This window comes from Pedobacter sp. UC225_61 (genome assembly GCF_044452285.1).
Classification (GTDB): domain Bacteria; phylum Bacteroidota; class Bacteroidia; order Sphingobacteriales; family Sphingobacteriaceae; genus Pedobacter.
Genome location: NZ_JBIOAL010000001.1, coordinates 3,218,044 through 3,235,112, shown reverse-complemented (window position 1 = coordinate 3,235,112; position 17,069 = coordinate 3,218,044). Strand labels below are relative to the sequence as shown.

General features: G+C 36.0%; 15 protein-coding genes. 6 read left to right on the top strand and 9 right to left on the bottom strand.

The features are described 5' to 3' along the window. Positions 1-21 precede the first annotated feature (21 nt). Genes ACHMWN_RS14670 through ACHMWN_RS14660 form a run of 3 tightly spaced genes read left to right on the top strand, consistent with a single transcriptional unit; the run spans position 22 to position 3,835 of the window. Positions 22-1,809, top strand: a complete 1,788-nt coding sequence (locus ACHMWN_RS14670; RefSeq protein ID WP_397302549.1) for a glycoside hydrolase family 9 protein — start codon at positions 22-24, stop codon at positions 1,807-1,809. A gap of 57 nt (positions 1,810-1,866) precedes the next feature. Further along, positions 1,867-2,625 (top strand): ThuA domain-containing protein, encoded by a 759-nt coding sequence (locus tag ACHMWN_RS14665; protein WP_397302547.1) that lies wholly within the window; start codon positions 1,867-1,869, stop codon positions 2,623-2,625. Beyond that, on the top strand, positions 2,618-3,835 hold the full coding sequence (locus ACHMWN_RS14660) for a glycosyl hydrolase family 8 (protein WP_397302544.1): 1,218 nt from the start codon (positions 2,618-2,620) through the stop codon (positions 3,833-3,835). Before ACHMWN_RS14665 ends, ACHMWN_RS14660 begins: the two co-directional genes overlap by 8 nt. Positions 3,836-3,848: 13 nt before the next feature. On the opposite strand, the gene ACHMWN_RS14655 is transcribed toward ACHMWN_RS14660, so the two are convergent. Genes ACHMWN_RS14655 through ACHMWN_RS14630 form a run of 6 tightly spaced genes read right to left on the bottom strand, consistent with a single transcriptional unit; the run spans position 3,849 to position 9,131 of the window. Further along, positions 3,849-4,607: a 6-phosphogluconolactonase gene (locus ACHMWN_RS14655; protein WP_397302542.1), complete on the bottom strand. Its 759-nt coding sequence runs from the start codon at positions 4,605-4,607 to the stop codon at positions 3,849-3,851. A gap of 10 nt (positions 4,608-4,617) precedes the next feature. Beyond that, positions 4,618-4,884 carry an HPr family phosphocarrier protein gene (locus ACHMWN_RS14650; RefSeq protein WP_397302539.1) on the bottom strand — a complete coding sequence of 89 codons (267 nt, stop codon included), beginning with the start codon at positions 4,882-4,884 and terminating at the stop codon, positions 4,618-4,620. Next, the gene (gene ptsP / locus ACHMWN_RS14645) at positions 4,881-6,590 is read right to left on the bottom strand and encodes a phosphoenolpyruvate--protein phosphotransferase (RefSeq protein ID WP_397302536.1); all 1,710 of its coding nucleotides are present in this window, start codon (positions 6,588-6,590) and stop codon (positions 4,881-4,883) included. Before ptsP ends, ACHMWN_RS14650 begins: the two co-directional genes overlap by 4 nt. A 6-nt stretch (positions 6,591-6,596) precedes the next feature. Next, positions 6,597-8,186, bottom strand: a complete 1,590-nt coding sequence (locus ACHMWN_RS14640) for a PTS system mannose/fructose/sorbose family transporter subunit IID (protein ID WP_397302533.1) — start codon at positions 8,184-8,186, stop codon at positions 6,597-6,599. A 50-nt stretch (positions 8,187-8,236) separates the two neighbouring features. Then, a complete protein-coding gene (locus ACHMWN_RS14635; protein ID WP_397302532.1) occupies positions 8,237-8,707 on the bottom strand; it encodes a PTS sugar transporter subunit IIB in 471 nt (156 codons plus the stop codon). Then, complete coding sequence (locus ACHMWN_RS14630; RefSeq protein ID WP_397302529.1) at positions 8,700-9,131, bottom strand: PTS sugar transporter subunit IIA; 432 nt, start codon at positions 9,129-9,131, stop codon at positions 8,700-8,702. The genes ACHMWN_RS14635 and ACHMWN_RS14630 overlap by 8 nt, the downstream gene beginning before the upstream one ends. A 418-nt stretch (positions 9,132-9,549) precedes the next feature. Here ACHMWN_RS14630 and ACHMWN_RS14625 point away from each other — a divergent pair, with 418 nt between their 5' ends. Next, positions 9,550-10,332, top strand: a complete 783-nt coding sequence (locus ACHMWN_RS14625) for a ThuA domain-containing protein (protein WP_397302527.1) — start codon at positions 9,550-9,552, stop codon at positions 10,330-10,332. A gap of 74 nt (positions 10,333-10,406) precedes the next feature. Here the strand turns inward: ACHMWN_RS14625 and ACHMWN_RS14620 are convergent, their stop codons facing one another. The 3 genes from ACHMWN_RS14620 to ACHMWN_RS14610 form a co-directional block, all read right to left on the bottom strand. Further along, positions 10,407-13,331: a two-component regulator propeller domain-containing protein gene (locus tag ACHMWN_RS14620; protein WP_397302525.1), complete on the bottom strand. Its 2,925-nt coding sequence runs from the start codon at positions 13,329-13,331 to the stop codon at positions 10,407-10,409. A gap of 122 nt (positions 13,332-13,453) precedes the next feature. After that, entirely contained in the window at positions 13,454-14,218 is a 765-nt protein-coding gene (locus tag ACHMWN_RS14615; RefSeq protein WP_397302522.1) for a ThuA domain-containing protein, read from the bottom strand. Then, positions 14,218-15,054: a ThuA domain-containing protein gene (locus tag ACHMWN_RS14610; RefSeq protein ID WP_397302520.1), complete on the bottom strand. Its 837-nt coding sequence runs from the start codon at positions 15,052-15,054 to the stop codon at positions 14,218-14,220. The genes ACHMWN_RS14615 and ACHMWN_RS14610 overlap by 1 nt, the downstream gene beginning before the upstream one ends. Before the next feature lie 268 nt (positions 15,055-15,322). Here ACHMWN_RS14610 and ACHMWN_RS14605 point away from each other — a divergent pair, with 268 nt between their 5' ends. Next, positions 15,323-15,946 carry an RNA polymerase sigma-70 factor gene (locus ACHMWN_RS14605; RefSeq protein WP_397302517.1) on the top strand — a complete coding sequence of 208 codons (624 nt, stop codon included), beginning with the start codon at positions 15,323-15,325 and terminating at the stop codon, positions 15,944-15,946. 102 nt (positions 15,947-16,048) lie between these two features. Next, a complete protein-coding gene (locus tag ACHMWN_RS14600) occupies positions 16,049-17,065 on the top strand; it encodes a FecR family protein (RefSeq protein WP_397302514.1) in 1,017 nt (338 codons plus the stop codon). The last annotated feature ends 4 nt before the right edge of the window (positions 17,066-17,069 follow it).

Genomic DNA, 17,069 nt, shown 5'->3' with positions numbered 1-17,069 from the left:
AGCTACAATTTTTATAATAATATGAAGAATAACATCATCATGATTTTGGTATGCGTGCTGTTGACGAATTTCTCATTTGCTAGAGCGAGCAGCCCTTTTAAAAATGAAATTCAACTATTGGTGAACCAAGTAGCTTATAATCAAAAGGGCACAAAACAAGCGATGGTAAAAAGTACGCAGCCTTTACCTAATGATATTAGTTTTCAACTGTTAAATACGGCAACAGGATTGTCAGTATTTTCAGGAAAAGTTAAGACAGCTCAACGTGTAATAAGCTGGGGAACGGAATATTATAGCCCTATAGTTTTCTCTGAATTCTCTAAAAATGGAACATACAAAATTCGCATGATTATGAATGGAGAAACCATCGACTCCTATCCTTTTCAAATAGGAGAGGCTTTAATTGGGAAGATTTCTATTCCAGCAATTGTAGGTTTTTTCCAGCATCAACGAGCAAATTCTCCCGAAGAACTAAAAGCTGATAAAGCCATACGTTTACATGGTAGTACCCGTACTGTGAATTTAACAGGCGGTTGGTGCGATGCTTCAGGTGATGTGAGCAAGTACTTCTCGCATTTAGCTTACACCAACGTAATGTTGCCTCAGCAAACTCCTATGGTTACATGGTCTATGATTAACACAGTAGAAACGCTACCTGCTTTGTTAGAAAATGTTGGAAGTAAGCAAGCGCTTACTGCAGAGGCTATTTATGGAGCAGATTACCTGATGAGATCACTTGACCCTGAAGGTTATTTTTACATGACTGTTTTTAGTTATTTTGATAAAGATCCATCGACGAGAAGGGTGGTGGGATTGTTAGCGGATAGTAAAACAACAGATGATTACCAGTGTGCTTATCGTGAAGGTGGAGGTGTGGCGGTTGCAGCACTGGCACGTATCTCTCGCTGGAATATAAATGGCGACTTTAGTTCGAAAGAATATTTAAATGCAGCAGAACGTGCTTTCGCCCATTTGCAAAAGTTTAGCTTAAAGTATGCTGATGATCATAAAAATAACATTATAGACGATTATTGTGCCTTAATGGCCGCTACTGAACTCTGGAAAACTACAGGTAAAGAAATTTATAGAAAAGAAGCCCGAATTCGCTCTGAGAACTTACATAAACGACTTGCTCCAGCCGGATACTTTTTGGCAAATGATGCTGGTCGTCCGTTTTGGCATGCAGCCGATGCAGGTCTACCTATTATTGCGCTGGCAAGGTATCTTGATGTGGAAAAAAATCCAGTATTCAGAAAAAATGCTTTATTAACCATTAAAACGGCATTAGATTATAATCTTCGAATTACCAAAGAAACAACTAATCCTTTTGGTTATGCAAGACAGAGTTTTTTGTTTAAAGGAAAAGTGAAAAACGGTTTTTTCATTCCACATGAAAATGAAAGTGGCTGGTGGTGGCAGGGCGAAGATGCAAGATTGGGTTCTTTGGCAACCGCAGCAATTGTTGGTGGACGTTTGGTATATCCTGGAAACGGTGCTTATGGTGTAAAACCTGAACTTTCCCACTTTGCAGACCACCTGATATCATGGGTTTTAGGTTGTAACCCCTACAATATGTGTATGATGTATGGCTATGGCCAAAACAATGTGCCATACATGAGTTCAATGTATGGTCATGGAACGGGAAAGGGAGGGATTTCTAATGGCATCACAGGGAAAGATGGAAAAGGAGATGGTTCTGGTATCGACTTTAAAGTAAGTGATAACGGAAACGAATGGCGTTGGAGCGAACAATGGATTCCGCACACTGGCTGGTTCTTGCAAGCAGTAACCGCAATGTCTGTTAACTAATAATAAGCTAAACAAATGATGAAATTAATGTGTAACAAGAGACTAATATTCAGCATTATGCTGATGATTTTAGTTGGTACAAATTTAAAAGCACAACGATATCCAAGATTTAAAGTATTGGCATTTTACAGTACTACAGTAGAATCTGCACATGTGAATTTTGCAAATGATGCCATTAAATTTTTTAAAGATTTAACCATAGGAAAAGGTTTTGTATTCGATCTTACTACCAATATGGACGACATGAATGATGAAAAGGTGAAAGATTACCAATTAATCATGATGTTAAACGATTTTCCAACTAGCCCTGCGCAAAAGCAAGCTTTTGAAAAATATATGGAAAATGGAGGTGGATGTATGGGCTTTCACGTAGCTGCCTACAACGATCGTACAACCAAATGGCCTTGGTTTGTGAATTTTCTGGGTGGAGGTATATTTGATAGAAATAGTTGGCCACCGCTGCCTGCAAAACTGGTGGTAGAAGATACCAAACATCCAATTACTAATGGCTTACCTAAAACGTATATTGCTCCCGCCAATGAGTGGTACCAATGGAAACCGAGTCCACGTGCAAATAAAGATGTAAAAGTGCTCGCATCTCTATCTAAAGATAATTATCCATTAGGTTTAAAGGATATTCTTCCAGGAGGAGATACACCAGTAGTATGGACAAATACCAATTATCGAATGATCTACTTGAATTTTGGACATGGAGGAGAAATATTTAAAGATGCAACGCAGAATAGGCTCATTATAGCTGCATTGCGTTGGGTAATAGCTACAGATAAAAAGGGAAATGTATTTGAAAATGAATAAACTTACGATGCTTCTGATATTGGCGCTTTTATTACCGATCATCAGCAGTGCTCAACAACGGACACCAATAAAAGCAGCTTATACAGCTGGTACCATCATGCCTAATCATAAATCTCCAGCGCAACTGAATTCTGATTTAGGATTGGTATATGATCGTTGGAAAAAGAATTACCTCACCGAGGATATTGGTGTAAAAGGACAATATTACATTAAGTATCAGCGCAATGGGCCTGTAACTGTTTCCGAAGCGCATGGCTATGGAATGGTATCTATAGCCTATATGGCTTGGTACGATAAAGATGCCAAGTTGTATTTTGATGGCATGGTCCGTTTCTTTAAAGCTCATCCAAGTAATGGGAACAAACATTTAATGTGCTGGCAGCAAGGAATACGAGATGGTAAAGTGGTTTCTGTTGGAGGTAGTGCTGCAACGGATGGTGATATGGATATTGCCTATGCTTTATTGCTGGCAGATAAAATATGGGGAAGCAAAGGCGAGATTAATTACAAAGCTGAAGGTCTATTGGTGATCGATGCGCTTATGCAATCTGTAGTTCACACTAAATTCAAAACCCTTAAAATGGGCGATTGGGCAACTAAAGAAGGTTCGCGAGTAAATGATGGAACACGACCATCCGACTATATGCTTCAACACCTAAAAGCATATCAAAAAGCAACAGGAAACAACGCATGGAATGCTGTGATAGATAGTACATATAGGGTTACGCAACATATTTTGGCCAACTACAGTTCGTCAACAGGTTTAATGCCCGATTTCTCTGAAAGAAAAGATGGTCAATTTATTCCAGCTATTGGTCAATTACTTGAAGATAAAGTTGACGGATCTTATTCTTATAATTCTGCTCGTTTCCCTTGGAGATTAGCGACCGATTACATCACAACTGGAGATAAAAGAGGCTTAGCACAACTTACTGCATTGAATGCGTGGATTCAAAAAGCATCGACTGGTGATCCTGCTAAAATTTACTCAGGTTATCAATTGGATGGTGCTGTTCTTACTGGAAGAACTTACCAAGACCTTACGTTTCAATCGCCGTTTATGGTAAGCGCAATGACAGACAAGCGTAATCAAGAATGGCTTAATAAGCTCTGGGATAATGGCGTTAATAAATATGATAGCTATTTTGGCGATTCGATTACTTTGCTCTGCATGATTGTAGCTTCTGGTAATTGGTGGATTCCTCAATGAGCTACCTTATTATTTAAAAATTATATCCTCTTATTTTGGCATAATCTGCAATTAGCGCACCTGCATCAGCATCTAGCAAAATCTCACAATTAGGATGCAATTGTACTACAGAAGCTGGTATATCAGTGGTTACTGGACCTAAAATAGCTTGTTTAACGATTTCAGCTTTATGTGCCCCTTTAGCGATAAGAATAAGCTTACGCGTATGCATGATATTTTTTACACCACGTGTTAAACCGCCTAAAACAATCTCTGGTGGCACTTGAGTTTCTCTACGTACACGGGCCTCAAAATCTGGATCCATTGGTGATACCCAAGTCTCGCTTTCGAATGGTGTACCAGGCTGATTAATGCCTATATGACCATTGCTACCCAAACCAAGCATCTGTAAATCTGCGCCACCACGCTCAGCAAGTCTTTTTTCAAACAATAAACTCTCTGCTTCAAAGTCGTCCGATAGGGTTGGTGGCATAATGAAATTTTCTTCAGGGATACCCAAAGGACCAGCGATCTGATTTAAAATCATCGTATAACAGCTGCCTGCATACGAACGATCCAAATTGGTTAGCTCATCTACATTAAATAAAGTAATATTAGCTACATCAAATGGATATTTAGTGTAAATATCAGAGACGATGCGGTGCATATTAATGGTTGTTTGCCCTGTTGAAAGGCCAATTACAGAATTTTTCTTTTCTAGCATCTGTGCGATAATGCGCCATGCCGAAACAATATCAAATTCTTGTTCGTCTTTTGTAATGGTAATTTTCATCTGTAAAGTATTATAGGTCTTTTAATTCTTGTGTAAAAAACTGATCAATATTTGCTAAAGCTTCAAATTCATCTTCGCCTGTAATGCTTATTGAAATGGTTTCTCCGCCTTTTATATTCAAAGAGAGAATATTTAGCATGCTGTTCAGTAAAACGGTTTTTTCTCCTCTAATGAGGCTTATGGTAGATTTATAGTTCTTTGCCAATTTAATTAAAGTTGTAGCCGGTCGTGCATGTAGCCCTTGTGGAGCCGTAATCATGTAATCTTTCGTTATCATAGTGTTTGTTTTAAATAGGTAGTAATATCTTCTGAACTCTCCATCTCCATCACATATTTGCAAAGCTCTTTTGCTTGTTCCATACTGCTGGAAAGAATAATCTTTTTGACCATGGGAATTGAGGCTGGACTCATAGAAAATTCTTCCAGTCCCATTCCCATTAATAATTGTGTAGCTAAAGGATCTGATGCGAGTTCGCCACACATTCCAACATGAATTTTGTACTTTCGAGCTTGCTCAATCACATGCCGAATAAGCCTTAATACAGCTGGATTAAAAGGATCGTACAAATGAGTGATTTTCTCGTTCATTCTGTCGACCGCTAAGGTATATTGACAAAGATCATTGGTGCCTATGCTAAAAAAGTCGACTTCCTTAGCTAAGATATCAGCTGTTACTGCTGCCGATGGAACCTCAATCATGATACCTACTTTGATGTGCTCGTTAAAAGGTAATTTTTCTTCTCTTAGGATAGATTTTGCTTCTTCAAGGATCATTTTTGCCTCACGAATTTCTTTTCTATTAGAGACCATTGGAAACATGATTTTAAGATCACCAAGTGTAGAAGCCCTTAATATTGCTTTTAACTGAATGATAAACAAATCCTTTCTGTCTAAGCAAATGCGGATGGCACGGTAACCAAGAAATGGATTTAATTCTACAGGTAAATTAAAATAAGGCAAGTGTTTATCGCCTCCTATATCAATTGTTCGTATAACTATTGGTTTCCCTTTGGAATTTAAAGCTACGTCTTTATAAAATTCAAACTGCTCATTTTCATCAGGGAAACTGTCGCGATCCATGAATAGCATTTCAGTACGGAATAAACCTGAACCTTCAGCACCACTGTTGAACGCTGACTCCAAGTCTTCAGCGTTAGCAATATTGGCAGATAATACTATCTTTTTGCCATCTGTAGTAACTGCTTTCAGCTCTTTTAGTAACTTTAATTTCTCAGTTTGGTTTTGATATTCGGTCTTTAATGCCTGATATTTATGAAGCGTATTCTCATCAGGATTCACGTATAGAATCCCTTTTGTTCCATCCAAAATAATTACATCATTATCCTTGATTTTGTGGAGCTGTTCACCGCAGTTAATTACTGCTGGAATTCCTTTCGATTTAGCGATAATGGCGGTATGTGAAGTTTTGCTGCCTGCTTGTGTAGCAAAGCCAGTTATATAGGCGATATCTAGTGTAATGGTATGAGAAGGAGCAAGGTCTTCGGCGATAATAATGGTATTAGTTTTATATGTATTTAGTGCTGCTTTATCCTTATTTAAGTGTTTGAAAATGCGATTACCGATATCTTTCACATCTGCTGAACGTGCTTGCATGTAATCATTATCCATTTTTTCGAACAGTTGTACCACTGCTTCAATTACATGTAATAAAGCATCATTTGCAGTAACTTTTTCTGCTCTAATCTTTTTCACCACATCTTCTTTGATTTGTGGATCGCTGATTAAAGCTATTTGCGTTTCTAGAATCTCAAAATCTTCTTTATGGAGTGCTAATGTTTTATCAACCTTAAGTTGTTCAATTTCATGAATTGCAAGCTCAATTGCACTATTAAAACGGCTAATTTCAACTAAAATCTCATCTTCACTACTTAATGTAATAGCATTCGCTATATTCTGAGCGGTTTTTATAACAAAGGCTTTGCCTATAGAAATACCAGGTGAAACGCCAATTCCGTTAATCATTATTCTTTAAGCAAATAAGTGGATAATGCTACCTACAAACCCTAGCGTTAGTAGCCCTAGTAATAAATAGGTAGTTTTTACATTCTTTTTCACAAAGTGATACACCAAGAATGTTAGCCCCAAAGGGATAATCGATGGCATAATCTGGTCTAAAACACCCTGTACTCCAATTGCATTGTTGCTACCTATAATTAGTGGAGTAGTAATATTCATTAAGGTAGCTGGCATTGCACCAACAACCATTAACCCCAATATGGCAGCTCCTTTTGTCAACCTGTCCATTACATTGTTTTTGGCCAAATTTTGAAGAAATGTTGTGCCTGCTTTATAACCGATGAAAGTTAGGTTATAGCGTAATGATAAGTGTGGAATGTTAAAGATAAGTAAGAACAATAGTGGTCCCATAATGCTGCCTTTGATGGCTAAAGAAGTACCAACTCCTGCTGCTATAACTTTGAACGTTCCCCAGAATAAAGAATCGAAAACTCCTGCTAATGGTCCCATTAACCCTAATTTTACAGAATTGATAGATTCAACATCAAAATCTTTATCCTCACTTTTTTGGACTTCCATAGCTGCTGTGATTCCAAGAATTAAAGTAGAGCCGTATGGACTAGTATTGAAAAATTGCAGGTGCCTTTTTAGGGCTACTGCCATTGCTTGTTTGGTAGTATAAAGCCTTTTTAGTACTGGAATCATCGCAAATGCGAAACCTGTATTTTGCCAAGTTTCAAAGTTGAAATTGGCCTCAAGTGCCATTGAACGCCAAAACAAAGACCTAATGTCTTTTTTATTTAGCTTAAGATTAGTTGGAAGTGCTGCTGTCTCCGAATCTGCTGTTTCTGCTTCGAAATCATCCTCATCGTTGATTTCTTGATTAGGACTAACTTGAGTAACAATTAATGCGATAATAACACCAAATCCACCAATAGCTATCATTGGCAATTTTAAATAACTGGCTAGTATAAATCCTAAAAAGAAATAAGGAGCAACAGTTTTATTAAACATTAAGTTCATTAGCAAGGCAAAACCTAGTGCTGGAAGCATATTTCCTGCCACCTGTAATCCAGATTGAACCCAATTAGGAATGAGATCTAAAAATGATTTCATGGCTGTACTACCAAGCTGTAAAGCAAGGAATACAATAATGCCCATAAGTAAGGGTTTTAGGATACCAGAGAAGATGTGAAGTTGCTGAATGCCCTTATAATTACCTTCCTCTGCATATTGATTAAATTTTTTATTGAATATAGGGCGCAATACAAAAAGACCGCTGATAACCATTTCTGCAAGTATTGAAATAGGCACAGCAATGGCCAATGCGATTGCAGGACCTTTTCCAGATATAATAGCGAACGCCGTTCCAAGAACGCCTCCAGTAATCACATCAGGAGGAATAGCAGCACCCACTTTAATATTTCCCATAAAAATGAGTTCGAGGGTTGCACCGATAATGATGCCTTGAGTTACATCACCAAGCACCAAGCCAACAAGCGGACCTAATACCAACGGTCGACTGAGTAACGTCGTACCCATAAAATCTTCTGAGTGGCCAAACATCGCAATGAGTGCGATGAGCAGATATACTAATGACAATATAGTTTTGGTTTATGTAAAATAATTTGTTTTCTATAGGAATAGGATAGCTATATCAATTCTTTAACTAGTTGCTTAGTGTCTGTAGGCACTTGTCTTACTTCCAATTCAATTCCTTTTTCTATCAACTCACGAATAATCGAAATGTCTTCCTCGTTTACAGCAAAAGCCTTCGAAATAAGCTTTGAACCGTCTTTAGTTCTTAAACCTCCCAGATTAATTGAAGTGATTTCAGACACTAATTCTGTTAGAGTAGCGGCATCTTTTACATTGTTAACTAATACAAGAATTTTAAATGATTTACTTCTCTCGTCGTTTAAGAAAGTTGCTGCATCTGCTACCGATTTAATCAGCAATTTAGTTCCTGAAGGCTTACCAAGGTTGAGGGTCATTTTCTGAAATTCATCCTTAGCAACTTTATCGTTTGCAACAAGAAGGCAATCAATGCCAAGAGAAGGGGTCCATGTAAAAGCAACCTGCCCATGTACAAGTCTATCATCTATACGGGTTAACTTAATCATTGTTGTTATGTTGAGTGGTTAAAAGCTTGTTTACATATACCATTTGTTCCTTTGCGTTTTCTATCGATTCCTTTATCACTTGTTCAATATCAATTTTAGTATCAGCAAGAAGAATTTCAATTACTAATGCTAGGTTAAAGCCTGAAACGATATGCACGTTTGGTCTTAAACCATATTGAAGAATTTGATTGGTCACACTACCACCCAATAGGTCAGAGAAAACAATTAGCTCTTCATTGTCGTCAACCTGTTCAAGAATGGCTAAGATTTCTTCTTCTAAGGATTTATTTTCTTCTAGATAAGCCTGAATTAGAAATAGATTATCGTTTGCTCCAGTAATAATATCTAATGATGATTTTACTCCAGAGGCAAGAGTACCGTGTGTTGCAATCAAGAACTTTCGTGTGTTTACGTTATCCTCCATGAAATGGCTAGTTCTACTTAATTTTTTACATACAGCATATCCTGTTAAGAATATGTTGTGTAAGAGGTTTAATTTGGTTATATTTTTATGTCTACAATTATCAACCAAACTTTATTTAATTGCTATTTTATTACCACTACAACTCCACTACAAACTAATTTCTAGTACTTGTTGTAGGTAGTGCTAATGTAGTAGTGTAAAAATTTTTATGAAGATTTGTATAGATTACTTTTGAGGAAGGATGTTTTTTTAATCATTTATATAGAGATGAACTTATTTTTATGCTGATGCAATTCATGACAAATGATATCAATCCTATAAACCCTGCCTTTGAATGTCTAGTGGCGAAATGAAGGTCATTAAATATTCATTGACAGGGTTTGATTTAGCTAATACGAATAGAACTAAATAATTTACAATGCAAAACATCATTACATCAATAAAAAAGATAACCTTATTAATTGCTATTATTCTTTGTAGTTTAAGTACGTTAAGAGCCCAAAAAGTATCTAAATTTAAAGTGATTGCACTGTATGAAAATGGTGGTCACCATCTTGACTATTCAAAAGCTGCGGTTGTGTGGCTAAACAAGCAAGCTGAAGAGAACAATTTTGCAATCGATTATATTCAGAATACAGATAAGATTGACAGCGCATTTTTGTCAAACTATCAATTATTTATCCAATTGGATTATCCGCCGTATGCATGGAAAGATAAAGCTGTAAAAGCTTTTGAAAACTATGTAGATAATGGTAAGGGTGGATGGATTGGATTTCATCATGCTACATTATTAGGTGAATTTGATGGATATGGTTTATGGCCATGGTTCTACAAATTTATGGGGCAAATTAAATTCAAAAATTACATCGCTAAATTTGCTAAGGGAAAAGTTAACGTAGAAGATCATAAACATCCAATTATGAAAGGCGTATCTCCTTCGTTCTGGGTAGAAAAAGAAGAGTGGTACACCTATGATAAAAGCCCACGCCCAAATGTAAAAGTACTTGCTTCTGTAGACGAAGGCACTTATGAACCTAAAGACGGCATCACGATGGGAGATCATCCGGTGGTATGGACTAACCCAGCTTATACATCAAGGAATGTGTATATTTTTATGGGGCATTCTCCAATCTTATTCGAAAGTAAAGACTACACCACACTTTTTAAAAATGCTATTTTCTGGGCAGTAGGAAAGAAGTAGATATTAGTTCATTGGTTCACAGGTTCATTTGGCAACGTATCTATGCAAAACGCTAAATGAACCAATGAACAATCCTATTTAGTAACTTCAATTAAAAAATCATACAGATTAACTTCTCTTGCTAGCTGTAATTTTTTACGCAAGCGATACCGACTAATTTCAACTCCTTTTAGGGAAATGTTAAGCAGTTGAGCGGTTTCTTTTGAAGAAAGGTTCAGTCTCAAGTAAGCGCATAGTTTTAGGTCTGTAGAACTTAAATTGGGAAACTTAGTTTTCATGGTTGACAAGTAGTTGTTATATACCTGATCAAAATATATGGCAAAGTGATCCCAATCTTCCTCATTCTTATCCGTATCACTTAATAATTTAAAAACACTACGGAACTGATAAGCTGGATCTGGAATATTTAATTTATGGATCAGCGTCATCAATTCTTCTTTAATATTGAGCAATAGTTTACCGCGATCTACCAGATGCATGGTAAGCGTTGCAAGCTCTTTGTTCTTATAATTTAGTTCCGTTTCAAGGTTGTTATTTTTTAAAGTAACGATTTCTTTCTCATTGCGATCCAATTCAAGTCCATGTAAATAGCTTAGTCTTTTTTGCTCTTCTTCGTGCTTTTGTTGGTGAATTTGAAACCTTTTGCGCTGTTCTTTAACGATGTAATAAACACCATAAGCCAAGATAAGAACGTAAAATAAGAAAGCCCAAATAGTTTGGTACCAAGCTGGTTCTACTACAAAAGTATAGTTTACAGGTGTAGAAGCATTCCCTAAATTATTACGAACTTTTACCGAGAAAGTATATTTACCAGCTGGAAGATTGGTATAGTCTTTCTCAGTTTTTACAGACCACTTTGACCAGTCATTGTCGAAGCCGATGAGCTTATAAGAAAACTCCTCATTGCCTTTTTGAGCGAAAAGAGTTGAAGAATATTCAAAATGAAAAGAGTTAAGGTTCTTTGAAAGACTTGCAATGTTTTTTAAATCCTGTGTAGCAGAAATCTGATTATTATTCATGAAATAACCACCAAAAATCACACTGTCTTTTTCGCCAATTGCTTTAACTGAGGTAAGTAATACGTTAAGCTTGCTTTCTGAGGATACATATTGATTGTAATTAAGATGAAAAACTCCATCATTAGAGCCGATAAAGATGTTTTCCATATCGAAAGGAAAAATATGTGCATCCCCTTTAACCGTTTGCCCTGTAAGTTCAGGGAAATAAATCATTTTAAATTGACCTTTTGTAGTGTTAAAATCTACAACACCAACGTGCTGATTGCTAACAAACCATAAATTTCCTTCACTATCTTCTGTTAAATGCTCAACAGAATTATTGCCGAATATAGGTTTGAAGAAAGCAGAGGGTTTAAATTTATTCTGCTTTATATCGTATTCGTATACACCGCTCTCTGTAGCGGCAATGAGCTTTTTCTTTATAAAATAGACATGATTATTTAAAATAGATGGCAAACCATCTTTTTGCGTATAAACATTAAAAGTCGAGATGTTTTTTCTATCTGCAGACAATTTGGCTTTAAAAATTCCTCGATGTGGGTGTGTAGCCCATATATTATCCTGATTATCTCGAGCTAAATTGCCTAAGGATTCATAAATTCCATTGATCCTTCCATTATTTACAAAACCACCATTTATATACTTTAAGAGTTGAAAACCTGTATATGTACCAGCAATAACATCAGTAGAAGGTGTTAAGCCCATCACCATTGCGGCACCAGGACCATTGGTGATTAATTTGGCTTCATTGCCAGCAACAGACATCACGCCATCCGTATGCCCCATCAGTAAATGATTATTTATGTTCGCTAAGCTGAGTACTGAACCTTTTGTATTTTTTACTTCCGTAAATAAACCTGTACCTGTACTAATGTCCTTTTGCTGATTGTTAATAGGAGCACTGTATAAACTGCTAGAAGTTCCTATATATAATCTGTTGTCAAATATAGCTACAGCATTACCTTTTACATGATTTTCTCTGCTTGGGTAAATGTGTTTGATAGAGGTGTTATAATTAATGAAATCTATTCCATTTTCTAATCCTAACCATAAATTTTTATTATTATCAAGCAGGATGCTGTTAATATTGTTGTTTTGCAGGCCATGCTTGTTAGAAAACTGCTCAAGCAATTTGCCCTGTGCATTAATGATAAGCAGTCCATTAGAAGTTGTACAAATAGCAAACCTATTCTCAGCTATTTTTACAGTGGCATTAATTAGATCGGTATTAAAAATGCCATCTGCAGCTGTGGTCATTTTCTTAAACACGGTAGGCGTCATTAAAAAAAGCCCATGTTTTCGGCTAGTAATTAATAATGAATTTTTTCCGAAAGGTGTAATTCCTGTAATTTTAAGTGTAGAGGTTTTTAGCTGACCTGCTTTTTGACCAGGATTATACGGTTGCCATTTGGAATCTTTGAAAATTGAAAATCCAGCATCTTTATCTGAGGCGAATAATTGAGAACCAACAGCATTTAAATCAATCCAACCTCCTGGTGCATCAAATGTATAAATTTTGTTATCCTTGAGTTCAAAAATACATTCTATAGTTCTAAAAAAAACTTCATTTTTATAAAACACAATGTCCCAAATGTCCGCAAACTGTCTGGCACTTTGTGGCATAAGATGCTTTAGGGAATGAAACTTTAAAGTACCGAACTCATTAGGAAAAAAATAACCAATCTCATCTTGTCCACCAACATATATTTTTCCCGAGGGATCTATTGCAAGCGATTTGATAGCGCTTTTATTAGGTAGGACATAGGTTTTCCAATAACTACCATCAAAGGTGACTAGCCCATCATTATTGGCAAAATACAAAATTCCATTTCGGTCTTGTTTAATATCCCATATCCCGCTTCCAGCATTATAATCAGCTGTTGTATAATTTTTAATAGCAGGTGTACCAAGCTTTGGCTGCGCAAATAAAGTGCTGATAAAGGCATTACAAATTAGAAATACTAAAAGGTTTTTTTTCATTAATGATTAGTGAGCGAATCTAAACAGCTTGATTAAGCCGTAATTTAACTAACATTTTTATATAAAAAATAAGTTGCTTAGAAAAAAAATGCAATGTTGTCAAGTATTAACATACATGTTACTTAACGTTTCATAGTCCAGAAAATCGCATTGCGAAATAAGTTAATAAAGTTCTTATCCTCCATGAGCTCTGGAAAATGCCCCATGGCGATGTAAACATTTTTTGCTTTAACGTGTTCATTCGTCCATATTACTGGATGATCTCCCATTTTAACATTTTTGATAGGATTATACGTAGATTCATCTATACTGGCTAGTACACGCACATTAGAACGAGGACTTTTGTTATAAATATACCATTCGTCTCTTGTGGTAAAGGATGAATAAACACCTTTCATTACTGGATGATTTTGATTTTCTACTGTAAGTGTAGCAGATGTACCACCCGGTATGTGCCGTTTAAATTCTATTCCACCCATAAAATTGGAGTACCACTGCCACATTGGATAATTATCAAACACGCCTAAAAGAGTAGGATGATGAAAACCGATCCAACCCCCTTTTCCATTTTCTATGTAATCTTCAAACGCTTCTTGTGCTTCTTTCTCCCATGGATAAGGAGGATAATCTAATTGGATAAAGAGTTGGTATTGCTTTAAAAATTCTTTATTAATCTTTTTTGTATCACTTGCATAATCGATTGTGAAATTGTTTTCTTCGGCAAGTTTTTTCAGCCAAGATTTTGCAGCATCATCAAACAAGCGATGGGCACCGCCAACTTCAGCAAGTGCAAAAACTTTAAACTTCGGCTTTGGGTCTTGAGCTATTGCATTTATTGCGCTACAAACTGTAAGCACATAGATTAGGGATATGACAATTTTTTTCATTAGTTAACTATTTTCCCTCTTCCAAGCCATAATAAGCCGTCGATGATGAACTTATTCTGAATTTCACTTCCAAAAGTAGATGACTTACCAATGTTCGCTTTGTAATCCATTGCATTGTGCCCAAAATTTGCATACAGCATTTTGTAATTTTTGTTGGTCCAAACAATAGGATAATACCCACTGTACCAGCTTTGTTTAGGATCTGTACCTAAAGGGAAGCTGCTTTCATGTACAGCACAAAGTATTTTTATATCTGGATTTTGACGTAAGTCCTTGTTCCAACTATACCATTCACTCACAGAAGAAGTAAATGTTTCAGGAAGTCGTAAAGTAGACGGATGTTTTTGATCTTCACACTTCAGCACTGCTGTTGTAGGAAACCAAGTATTGTTTTTAAAACTGCCAACACCTAAAAATTTGTTATAATACCAATCCCATTTTGATGGATCTGTATTGAATGCACACACATGGAATCCCATCCATGCACCCCCTTTATCCATGTAAGCTTGGAAAGCGGCTTGTCTGTCTTTTGGCGGAGAATCATCAAGAAAAAGAACTACTTGATAGTTAGAAAGGAAAGTCTCATTCAGTTTACTCCAATCGTTGGTTGATGTATACGTGAATCCATTTTCCTCGGCTATTTTCGGAAACCACTCATTAGCTTCTTTAACAAAGTTGATATGGGCAGCATCCCAAGTGCCGTTATAAAAAGCGATTACATTAAACTTTTTAACAGCCGTATCGAGAAGTTCAACTTTTGATTCTGCTTTCTTACATCCTAAAAAAAGGATAAATAGCATAATGGTTACTGAAAGAAATGATTGTTTAGTACGCATATTATATTCGGTTTAGCTAGCTACGACCTAATGGTTTCAAGGTCTTCGAATTTATAAGCTTATTGTTGCATACCGACCTGATGCTACCCCTACATTTGCTCTACAATGATGTTTTTTCCTTGAAAAAAGTCCTGCAATAACAAAAAGAAGCAAACAACGATCTCCCTCTTAATAAATTGCTCTTAAATTTTACCTTTGAGTGAGTACAACTTTGATTTTTTGTGTCTTTTAGTAAAACCAATCCATCAGCTATATAAAAACCTCATTAATGCCCGAGAAAAAAGACCACCTTATTGTGTTATTTAAGGAAATTCAATGTGGAAATACACATGCATTTGATGAGCTTTTTTTGCGGTACCACGATAAATTATTGGCATTTGCACTTCAATATGTAAAACAACTAGAAAGTGCTGAAGAAATTACTTCTGAGCTTTTTGTAAAGTTATGGGTTAAACGGGCTATGCTCTCTAACATCATCAATCCCGAAGTTTATCTCTTTATATCGATTAAAAATGCCAGCTTAAATTGGCTCAGATCTACTCATAGAAAAAGCCAATTGGTTGCTATTTCCTCAGATGAACAACCTTTGGATATAGTTTCGCTATATCAAACTAGCCTCACCGAAGAAAAGGAACTTTCAAGGATCTTAGACTTAATCGTAGCTAAATTACCAGATCAACGTCGAATGATATTTAAACTGATTAAGGAACAAGGCATGAAACGTCATGAAGTGGCCGAAATAATGGGTATTTCTATTAGGACCGTAGAAAATCAATTGCATAAAGCCATCATCACCCTTGCAGAAGCGATTAGTGGTTATTTAGGGTATGATCCACGGAAAAAAATGACCAAAACACAAAAGCTTTCCTTAATCACGTCTTTATTCTTTTAGTAAGCAGATAGGTATAAATTAAAACTCAGGTGTCCTTATACTATAGAAGCTAAATTAATAACAGCTTTATTTCTGAAAAGGATGAAGAAACAAAATTAAATGATGAAAAAAGATAAGTTCCTATTCTTGTTATCCAAAAAGCTAAGCAATGATATTTCCTTGGAGGAAAATGAGCTTTTAATTATAGCAATTCACACTAATGATGAATATAAGCAACTAGCAGAAAAGCTCACGAAGTATTTTAATCAAAGGAAAACAAGAAACTCAAAAACAGATAAATTAAGGGCTACTTGGGCTATGATTGCTAAAGCCGAAGAAGAAAATTTAGAAGGAACATTTGATTATACAACACCAAAACATAAATTCAATACCACTATTATTAAAATTGCCGCAGTACTTATTGTAGTATTAGCATCTACCATACTTGTTTATACCTTACAAAAACGTAATCAGCAGGAGAGTGAAACCATCAGTACGACCACCACTAAATCTTTCAAATTACTAGCTGATGGTACAAAAATCTGGTTAAATAAAAACTCTGTCCTAAGTTACAATAGTTCATTTGGGAAAGAAAAACGTGAAATTTCCCTTAAAGGAGAAGCGTATTTTGATGTCGTGAAAAACTCAGCGATTCCCTTATTTATCCATGCTGGAAATATCACTATCGAAGTAAAAGGTACAGCGTTTAATGTAAATGCGTATACCGATAAATCCTATATTCAGGTAGCTTTAATTAGAGGTTTAATTCAAGTAAGTCATGAAAAAGATTCCAAAAATATTGTGTTGCTTAAACCCAATCAAAAACTGACCATCCCTAATGCTGTGGTGAATGGCACATCAAAATTCACTATAGAACCAATTAATACCATAGCCTTACTCAATGAAACCAAATGGACCTCTGATACATTGATTTTCCGTAAGGAGAAACTAAAAGATTTGGTTATACAGTTGGAAAAGAAATATGAATTGAAAATTGAGATCCAAAGTGCACACTTAAAAGAGCGTCGATTTAGTGGAACATTTACCACAGAAACCATTAAACAGGTTTTAGATGCACTAAAACTTTCTTATCCATTAACCTATACCATTAGCAACAAGCTGGTAATTATTAAAGATTAAGAAG

Coding starts and splice junctions, on each gene's coding strand:
- ACHMWN_RS14630 (WP_397302529.1), bottom strand. CDS start 9,131: ATGGAGGATAACGTAAACACACGAAAGTTCTTGATTGCAACACACGGT.
- ACHMWN_RS14670 (WP_397302549.1), top strand. CDS start 22: ATGAAGAATAACATCATCATGATTTTGGTATGCGTGCTGTTGACGAAT.
- ACHMWN_RS14660 (WP_397302544.1), top strand. CDS start 2,618: ATGAATAAACTTACGATGCTTCTGATATTGGCGCTTTTATTACCGATC.
- ACHMWN_RS14600 (WP_397302514.1), top strand. CDS start 16,049: ATGAAAAAAGATAAGTTCCTATTCTTGTTATCCAAAAAGCTAAGCAAT.
- ACHMWN_RS14650 (WP_397302539.1), bottom strand. CDS start 4,884: ATGATAACGAAAGATTACATGATTACGGCTCCACAAGGGCTACATGCA.
- ACHMWN_RS14665 (WP_397302547.1), top strand. CDS start 1,867: ATGCTGATGATTTTAGTTGGTACAAATTTAAAAGCACAACGATATCCA.
- ptsP (WP_397302536.1), bottom strand. CDS start 6,590: ATGATTAACGGAATTGGCGTTTCACCTGGTATTTCTATAGGCAAAGCC.
- ACHMWN_RS14625 (WP_397302527.1), top strand. CDS start 9,550: ATGCAAAACATCATTACATCAATAAAAAAGATAACCTTATTAATTGCT.
- ACHMWN_RS14655 (WP_397302542.1), bottom strand. CDS start 4,607: ATGAAAATTACCATTACAAAAGACGAACAAGAATTTGATATTGTTTCG.
- ACHMWN_RS14620 (WP_397302525.1), bottom strand. CDS start 13,331: ATGAAAAAAAACCTTTTAGTATTTCTAATTTGTAATGCCTTTATCAGC.
- ACHMWN_RS14615 (WP_397302522.1), bottom strand. CDS start 14,218: ATGAAAAAAATTGTCATATCCCTAATCTATGTGCTTACAGTTTGTAGC.
- ACHMWN_RS14605 (WP_397302517.1), top strand. CDS start 15,323: ATGCCCGAGAAAAAAGACCACCTTATTGTGTTATTTAAGGAAATTCAA.
- ACHMWN_RS14635 (WP_397302532.1), bottom strand. CDS start 8,707: ATGATTAAGTTAACCCGTATAGATGATAGACTTGTACATGGGCAGGTT.
- ACHMWN_RS14610 (WP_397302520.1), bottom strand. CDS start 15,054: ATGCGTACTAAACAATCATTTCTTTCAGTAACCATTATGCTATTTATC.